Source organism: Afipia birgiae 34632, from assembly GCF_000308295.2.
GTDB classification, from domain to species: Bacteria; Pseudomonadota; Alphaproteobacteria; order Rhizobiales; family Xanthobacteraceae; genus Afipia; species Afipia birgiae.
The window spans coordinates 23,852-32,314 of record NZ_HG326652.1; the positions used below are offsets into that span (position 1 = coordinate 23,852).

Annotated in this window: 6 protein-coding genes; all 6 read right to left on the minus strand. The window is 58.9% G+C overall.

The window, feature by feature from the left end; genetic code table 11:
- Positions 1–6: 6 nt before the first annotated feature.
- A complete protein-coding gene (locus BN32_RS00110; protein ID WP_082773453.1) occupies positions 7–2,109 on the minus strand; it encodes a heavy metal translocating P-type ATPase in 2,103 nt (700 codons plus the stop codon).
- Between the two features lie 361 nt (positions 2,110–2,470).
- Positions 2,471–2,704, minus strand: a complete 234-nt coding sequence (locus BN32_RS28115; RefSeq protein ID WP_082773452.1) for a DUF3141 domain-containing protein — start codon at positions 2,702–2,704, stop codon at positions 2,471–2,473.
- 51 nt (positions 2,705–2,755) lie between these two features.
- Positions 2,756–3,811 carry a 2-oxoacid:ferredoxin oxidoreductase subunit beta gene (locus BN32_RS00115; protein WP_019198833.1) on the minus strand — a complete coding sequence of 352 codons (1,056 nt, stop codon included), beginning with the start codon at positions 3,809–3,811 and terminating at the stop codon, positions 2,756–2,758.
- Entirely contained in the window at positions 3,808–5,655 is a 1,848-nt protein-coding gene (locus tag BN32_RS00120) for a 2-oxoacid:acceptor oxidoreductase subunit alpha (RefSeq protein ID WP_019198832.1), read from the minus strand. Before BN32_RS00120 ends, BN32_RS00115 begins: the two co-directional genes overlap by 4 nt.
- Positions 5,625–7,424, minus strand: a complete 1,800-nt coding sequence (locus tag BN32_RS00125) for an FAD-dependent oxidoreductase (protein WP_040425263.1) — start codon at positions 7,422–7,424, stop codon at positions 5,625–5,627. The genes BN32_RS00120 and BN32_RS00125 overlap by 31 nt, the downstream gene beginning before the upstream one ends.
- A 90-nt stretch (positions 7,425–7,514) precedes the next feature.
- A partial coding sequence (locus BN32_RS27355; RefSeq protein WP_040425265.1) for an SLC13 family permease occupies positions 7,515–8,463 on the minus strand: 949 nt, incomplete at its 5' end.

An 8,463-nucleotide genomic window follows, 5' to 3' on the forward strand; every position in this document is an offset into this window, starting at 1 on the left:
ACGCCTTCATTTGTGCCGCCTGTAGAAACGCAGGAACTGCGCGTTGATGGCGACGATGACGGTGCTGGCTGACATGAAAACGGCGGCCACGGCCGGGGTCATGAGGAAACCCGTTCCGAAGGTGATGCCGGCCGCCATCGGGATGGCAATTGCGTTGTAACCGGTTGCCCAGATCAGGTTCTGCACCATCTTGCGATACGTGGCGCGCGACAGGCCGAGGATCGCGGCCACATCGCGGGGATCGCTCCTGACCAAGACGACGTCAGCGGATTCCACGGCGACGTCGGTGCCGGCGCCGATGGCGATCCCGAGATCGGCTACGACCAGCGCCGGCGCGTCATTCACGCCGTCGCCAACCATGGCGACCTGTAGGCCGCGCGCCTGTAGTTCCTTGATCTTCTCGGACTTCTGATCCGGCAGCACCTCGGCGAAATACTCAGCTATGCCCAATTCCTCAGACACCGCTTGGGCGACCCCCTTGGCATCGCCAGTGAGCATCACGGAGTTGATCCCGAGCGCCTTTAATTCTGCGATGGCCTCCTTCGATTCCGGCCGGACAATGTCGGCAAGCGCGAACAGTGCGCGCGGCTCTTTAGCGCGGACAAGGACGACGACGGTTTTGCCCTGAGCCTCTAATTGCTTGAGCCGCTCGTGGCCAATCGCCTCGCCTTGCCTTGCGAGGTGGCCGGGGCTGACGATACGGACGTCCTGACCATCGACATTGGCAACGATACCCTCTCCGGTGATATTGCGAACGTCGCTCGCCTTCGGAACAGTCAGGTTGCGATTCTTTGCTTCGGCGACGATACCGTGGGCGATCGGATGTTCGGACTGGCTCTCGGCTGCGGCTGCGAACGCGAGTTCCTCATCCTCGCTGCCGCCGGTGAGCAATACAATGTCACTGACCCCGAAACGGCCCTCTGTCAGCGTGCCGGTCTTGTCGAAGACGACCGCCGCGAGGTTACGCGCCCGCTCGAACGCCGCGCGGTCGCGGATCAGAAGTCCATTGCCGGCGGAGAGCGACGTGCTGACGGCAACTACGAGCGGAACGGCAAGGCCGAGCGCATGCGGGCAGGCGACGACCATTACGGTTACCATCCGCTCGAGCGCAAACTGGAGCGACGCATCGAGCATGAGCCACCAGACGAAGAACGTGCCGAAGCCAACAGCGAGAGCGATATAGGTCAGCCAGGCGGCGGCGCGGTTCGCGATATCCTGTGTCCGCGATCTTGTAGCCTGCGCCTTCTTCACGAGGTCGATGACTTGGGCAAGATAGGTCGCATCGCCGGTGGCCGTCACCTCGATGGTCACGGCGTTGGCACCGTTGATCGCGCCGCCGATAGCGGTGGCGCCAACCGTCTTCGAGACCGGGCGGGATTCGCCGGTCAGCATCGCCTCGTTGAAGCCGGATGATCCCTCGATGATCGTCCCGTCTACGGGCACCTTGGCGCCCGGGCGGACGAGAACCCGATTCCCTGGCTGCAATGCGGAGATGGAAACCTCGCGCGTCGAGCCGTCGGCGTCGATTTTCGTTGCGCTGTCGGGCAGCAGCCGGACCAGTTCCTCGAGCGCGCGCGATGCACCCATCACGGAGCGCATCTCGACCCAGTGGCCGAGAAGCATGATCGCGACCAAAGTCACGAGTTCCCAATAGAACGGCTCTCCCGGAAAGCCAAAGGTGGTGGCGGCCGAGAAGAAGTAGGCCGCAGAGATCGCCAGCGCGATCAAGGTCATCATTCCGGGCTGCCCTTTTCGCAGCTCGGACGTGAAGCCCACAAGGAACGGCCAGCCGCCATAGACATAGGCGATCGTCGAAAGAGCGAATAGGACCAGTCCGTCTCCTGCAAAGGCGAGCGTTTGGGCGACGCCTAGCCAGTGCTGGATCATTGGGGATAGAAGCAGGACCGGCGGTGTGAGAACGAGCGTGACCCAGAACCGTTTGCGGAAGTCAGCGACCATTGCGGAGTGGTCGTGGCCGCCGTGCCCGGCATGTTCAGAATGGCTAGAACCGGCTGCCGCCACGATCTGGGCATTGATACGATGCTCGTCTTGCGGTGGGCCGCCAGCATGACCGTCGTGGTTGTGAGCATATGGCCGGTCGGAGGTCATTCTACGCAATCCTGCTGTTTGTTACGGCCTTCGGGAGACCAGGGCGCTCATGGAACGTTCGCGAGGCTTAGCCCGCGTGCAAGAGACGTGAGCGCCATCTCATGCTGAGCCTGTTTGGTCGCCGCTTCCCCGAAGCATGTCTTTGATCGAGGTTAACTTTGCCGATGGGCCATGTCATGAGCAAGATCAACACTAACAGTCTCCTTGCTCATTCGCCGCTCCAAGAGATGCCGCACTCGGAGAGAAGGGGTCCGATCAAGTGTAAGGGAGATCGTTCAGGCCCTGATCTTCTGCTGGATGGATTCGCCATGCAATGAGCCGCGACGATGAAAGCAGGAATAGGATAGACGTGGAGACAATCTCAGTTGCTCGGTGCGGAGAAGAAGCTGACAAAATAGACCGGGTGGCCTTCATGCAGCGCGGTCCCAATCTCTGACTCGCGCTTGAACCCGCCGATGCCCGGGCCACGGCCGGAGGCGGGTCGATGACATGACCGGCGGCTTGGTGTCATCGATGCAATCGTTACAGCACGCTCCTCGCCGACCGTCGTAATGCGGGGCAGGGCATGTAATGCAATCCTTTGAAGCGGCTTCATTTGCACTTTTGTGAGCCCGCGAGCGTTCTGTGGTTCATCTCTAGGGAAAGATCACCGAAAGCTTGCGTTGATCTCTTTCAAACTCGCCTTACCCGGGCACAGCTCCTTCTCGCCGAGCGAGTTAAGCGGCGCGTCCACCGTATTAAGATGATCGTGCAGATCCTCGGCCTTGGGAGCCAGATAAACGAGACCGGTCACGATCTCAGCCTTGTCTTGGTGCTTGAGCAGAAAATCCATTGCCAAGCGACGGTCATGTGCGTCGTAGTCGCCGGCCAGCTTGCGCAGCTTTAGCCAAGTCCCGTCATGCTGCTGCACCAGTTCGACTGTACCGGGTTCGTAATCGACCGTGATCGGTGTGCGGCCAGTGATGAAATCGAGCCGATTGACCGCGATGTTATGTTCACGCACATGGTCAAAGCTCTTCGTTGATCCCGGATGGTTGTTGAAGGCAATGCAAGGTGAAATCACATCGATGACGGCCGCGCCTTCGTGCTCGATCGCAGCCTTGATCAACGAAACGAGCTGGGCCTTGTCTCCGGAGAATGACCGTGCGACGAAGCTCGCACCGAGCTGTAGCGCCATGCCGACGAGGTCTATTGCGTTGTCGGTATTAGCGACGCCGCGTTTCGATTTCGAGCCATGGTCGGCAGTCGCGGAGAACTGGCCCTTGGTCAAACCGTACACCCCGTTATTCTCGACGATATAGACCATGTTGACGCCGCGTCGCAGTGCATGGGCAAATTGGCCCAAGCCAATCGAGGCGCTGTCACCGTCCCCCGACACGCCGAGATAGATCAGGTCACGATTGGCCAAGCTGGCGCCAGTCAGGATCGAAGGCATGCGGCCGTGCACGGTATTGAAGCCGTGCGAATTACCCAAAAAATAGGTTGGTGTCTTGGACGAACAGCCGATACCGGAAATCTTCGCCACGCGGTGCGGCTGGATCGACAATTCGAAACACGCCTCGATAATGGCCGCTGTGATCGAGTCATGCCCGCAGCCGGCGCAGAGCGTAGTGACCGAGCCTTCGTAATCGCGGTGAGTGTAGCCAAGTGTGTTTTTCGGCAGTTCGGGGTGATGGAATTTCGGCTTGGCAAGATAGGTCATGACATCACCTTTTGCAGCGGAATTGCCGTAAGTGCGATAAGTTGATCGGCTATACCGTGCGCAATAAAATGCGCAGTGATCGGCGTTCCGTCATAGTGCAGGATCGGCACCAGCCGGATTGGATCGATTCCGCACTCATTGATGATCAACGAGCGCAGTTGCGCGTCGCGGTTCTGCTCGACAACGAACACGAAGTCGTGGTCGGCAATGAAGCTCGTCACGCTTGAGTGGAACGGGAAGGCACGCACGCGCATTTGGTCGAGGACGTTGCCGCCGGCCTCCAGCATGTGGATCGCCTCGTCCATGGCGGGTGAAGTTGAGCCGTAATAAATGACGCCGAATTTGGCTGGCTTCGCTGCGGTCGCCTGTAGTGGCCGCGGCACCAAGTCTTTTGCGGTCTCGAATTTGCGCAACAGACGCTCCATGTTATCGACGTAAGCGCTGCCTTCCTCGCTATAACGCGCGTAGCGGTCGCGCGACGTACCGCGGGTAAAGAATGAGCCCTTGGTCGGATGGGTGCCGGGATAGGTGCGGTAGGGAATACCGTCGCCGTCAACATCGAGATAACGGCCGAAGTCCTTGCCGGCGTCGAGGTCGGCGGCGGTCATCACCTTGCCGCGGTCGTATTTGCGATTTTCGTCCCATGCCAGCGGTCGGCAAAGACGATGGTTCATGCCGATATCGAGATCCATCATGATCAGAACGGGTGTCTGTAGGCGATCGGCGAGGTCGAAGGCGAGCGCGCTGAACTCGAACGCCTCGGCCGGATCCTCAGGGAAGAGCAGCACGTGCTTTGTGTCGCCATGCGAGGCATAGGCTGCGATCAAGACGTCAGATTGCTGGGTGCGGGTGGGCATGCCGGTCGAGGGTCCGCCACGTTGGACATCAATGATCACGGCCGGGATTTCTGCGAAATAGGCGAGTCCAAGAAATTCCTGCATCAGCGAGATGCCAGGTCCCGAGGTCGGGGCGAAGGCGCGCGCGCCATTCCATGCCGCACCGATTACTATGCCACTGGACGCCAGTTCGTCTTCGGTCTGAATGATGGCGTAGCTATTTTTTCCCGTTTTGGCGTCAACCCGATAGCGCTCACAATAAAACGAAAAGGCGTCAGCAATCGAGGTAGAAGGCGTAATAGGATACCATGCGCAAACCGTGGCGCCGCCAAAGACAGCGCCAAGAGCAGCCGCCGAATTGCCCTCGATGAGGATACGATCGCCCACAGCATCGGCGCGCTTCACACGCAGGCCGATCGGGCACTTGATATTTTGCAGCGTCCAATCACGACCGATATGGAAGGCGCGTATGTTGGGCTCAATTAGCTCATGCTTACCTTTGTATTGCTCGCCGATCAGCTTATCGACTTCGTTAACATCCATGTCGAGGAGCGCGGCAAGGGCGCCAATATACATGATGTTCTTGAACAACTGGCGTTGGCGCGGGTCGGTGTATTCGCGGTTGCAAATCTCACCCAGCGGGACGCCCAAAATCCCGATATCGTCGCGGAAATGCGACTTCGGAACTGGTCTGGTCGAATCGTAAAGCAGATACCCGCCGGACTCGATCGCCGCCATGTCCTTGTCGAAGGTCTGCGGGTTCATCGCGACCACTAGGTCGGTGCCGCCGCGAGCGCCGAGATAGCCCGACTCGGAGATCCGCACCTCATACCAAGTCGGCAGGCCCTGGATATTTGACGGAAATATGTTGCGTGGGGCGACCGGCACGCCCATACGCAGTACCGCCCGCGCAAACAATTCATTAGCGCTTGCGGAGCCTGACCCATTGATGTTGGCAAATCGCACGACAAAGTCGTTCACGCGGCTGATTGGAGTCTTGCTCGACATGGCGTACCTGCATGAGTCATTTCAATGAGATATTTCTGCATGTCCCAGGCACCGGTCGGGCAGCGCTCGGCGCAAAGTCCACAATGCAGGCAGACGTCCTCGTTCTTCACCATGACCCGTCCAGTCTTCAGATCGTCGGCGACATAGAGATCCTGGGAATGGTTCTTCGCTGGCGCACGCAACCGCGTCCGCAATTCATCTTCTTCCCCATTCGCGGTGAAGGTGATGCAATCCATCGGGCAGATATCGACGCAGGCATCGCATTCGATGCAGAGCTGGCTGCTGAACACCGTTTGCACGTCGCAATTCAGGCAGCGATATGCTTCGCCCAGTGCGAGATTGAGGTCGTAACCGAGTTCGACCTCCGTGCGGATGTCCTTCAGCGCCACCTCTTGGTCGCGCAACGGTACGCGGTAGCGGTGATCGGTCGTGATTTCGTTATGATAGGACCATTCATGAATACCCAGTTTCTGACTCTCGATCTGCACGTTAGGCAACGGACGTTCCTTGATGTCCTCGCCGGACAGCAGACGGTGGATCGAGAGTGCTGCATCGTGGCCATGTGCCACTGCTGAGATGATGTTCTTAGGGCCGAAAGCGGCGTCGCCGCCGAAAAACACTTTTGGATTGCTTGAGACGAAGGTCGTCTCCGCGACAACCGGCATATTCCATTTGTCGAAATCGATGCCGATGTCGCGCTCGATCCAGGGGAACGCGTTTTCCTGCCCGACCGCGATCACGACGTCGTCGCATGGAAAATGTTGCAATGGAGCGCCGGTCGGGGTTACGATCCAGCGGCCATTTTCGTTGACAGTTTTCACCGGTTCGAACAGCACGCCTGTCATTTGGCCGCCCTCGTGAGTAAACGCCTTGGGCGCCAGATTGACGGAGATTGTGATACCCTCGCCGAGAAGAGCATCCTTCTCCCAGTTCGAGGCCGTCATGTTCTCAAAATCCTCGCGGACGAGAATCTTCACGCTCTCGCCGCCGAGACGGCGTGCCGAACGTCCGCAGTCCATGGCGGTATTGCCGCCGCCGATGACGATGACGCGCTTGCCGATTTTATCGGCGTGGCCGAACGATACGGAGGACAGCCACTCGATGCCGATGTGAATGTTCTTGGTTGCTTCCTTGCGGCCGGGAATATCGAGATCGCGGCCGCGCGGTGCGCCAGAGCCAACGAACACCGCGTCATAGCCTTCTGCGAGAAGGGCCTTCAGGCTGTCGATACGTTCGCCGTCATGAAATGTTATGCCAAGGTTGAGGATGTAGGCACATTCCTCGTCAATGACGGAATCGGGCAATCGGAATTTCGGGATCTGGCTGCGCATCATGCCGCCGGCTTTTCGATTGCCGTCGAACATGATGCAGTCATAGCCGAGCGGAGCGAGATCGCGGGCGACCGTGAGTGAAGCAGGTCCGGCGCCCACGAGCGCAATGCGCTTGCCATTCTTTCGCGCAACGGGTTTCGGCAGCCGATCGCGAATATCGTCCTTGAAATCGGCAGCCACGCGCTTTAGGCGGCAGACCGCGACCGGCTCCTTCTCCACACGCCCGCGTCGACAGGCCGGTTCGCACGGTCGGTCGCAGGTGCGTCCAAGGATTCCTGGAAACACATTCGACCTCCAGTTGATCATATAGGCGTCTGAATACCGACCCTGCGCAATCAACCGGATGTACTCAGGAACAGGAGTGTGCGCCGGACATGCCCACTGGCAGTCCACCACCTTGTGGAAATAGTCCGGCGTGGAAATGTCAGTTGGCCTCATCCGATCATCTCCTTCGGGTCCATGTCTCCACAGCTTGCGATCTTGGGACCGATTGTCGGAACGAGAGGCGGCACATTCGCTCCATCCAACTCAAACATAGCCAAGCCAGCGCCAATAGGTCGCTCCTAGTCCCATCACTAAGGCAAACGCGATCAGTGTGAGCACCAGGCCAGTGCGAACGAAATCACGCGCTTCGAAGGTTTCGGTACCATAGGCCACCATATTCTGCGGTGCATTCACTACCAGGATGAAGCCGAAGCTGACCACGAACTGTAGCAGCATCGTCATACCGACAACGCTGATGCCGGGTGTTGCCACGCCCTGTAGCACCGCAATAATGATCGGGATCATCGCGGAGGCGAGCGCAGTAGCGCTGGCAAAACCGAGATGAATGACGATGAGGAACAGACTCATCGTGCCGAGGATGAATAGTGCGCTGGCCTGCTTAAGTCCGAGCTCGGCGACGGCGATGTCGGCGAGCCAGATTGCTCCCCTGGTTTGCAACAGCGCGGTCCCAAGGCTGATGCCAACGCCGAACAGTATGATTGTGCCCCATGGGATCCTCGGCTGCGCTTCTTTCCAGGTCATGATGCCGATACTTGGCATGAACATGAGCGCAACGGCCGTAAGCGTAGTCGTGCTGGTATCGAGCCTATGGAAAACACCCTCGGTTGCCCAGAACGCGAGTAATGTGAGCGAAATTGCGAGGAGTTTCATTTCCGACGCCTTGATCGGGCCGAGATCGGACAGCGCCTTGCGGATACCGTCCCGCCCGCCCGGCACCTCCTTCACCTCTGGCGGCATCATGCGCGTCATCACAAAATAGAGGGCGATCGACATGATGATACTGAACGGCGCGGCTGCAATTAGCCATTCGAGCCAGGTGATGGTCTTGCCCAGTGTCTTCTCGATAAAGCCGATCGCGACCATGTTCTGGGCCGCCGCCGTCTTGATCCCCACGTTCCAGATGCTGGCCGTCTGTACCGTCGTGATCATGAGCATGCCCGCAAAGGCGCCCTTCCTGTTGACGCCGAAGGCC

Excerpts from the sequence above, each read along its gene's own strand:
- BN32_RS00110 (WP_082773453.1), bottom strand. The coding sequence starts at position 2,109 with ATGACCTCCGACCGGCCATATGCTCACAACCACGACGGTCATGCTGGC.
- BN32_RS28115 (WP_082773452.1), bottom strand. The coding sequence starts at position 2,704 with ATGAAGCCGCTTCAAAGGATTGCATTACATGCCCTGCCCCGCATTACG.
- BN32_RS00115 (WP_019198833.1), bottom strand. The coding sequence starts at position 3,811 with ATGACCTATCTTGCCAAGCCGAAATTCCATCACCCCGAACTGCCGAAA.
- BN32_RS00120 (WP_019198832.1), bottom strand. The coding sequence starts at position 5,655 with ATGTCGAGCAAGACTCCAATCAGCCGCGTGAACGACTTTGTCGTGCGA.
- BN32_RS00125 (WP_040425263.1), bottom strand. The coding sequence starts at position 7,424 with ATGAGGCCAACTGACATTTCCACGCCGGACTATTTCCACAAGGTGGTG.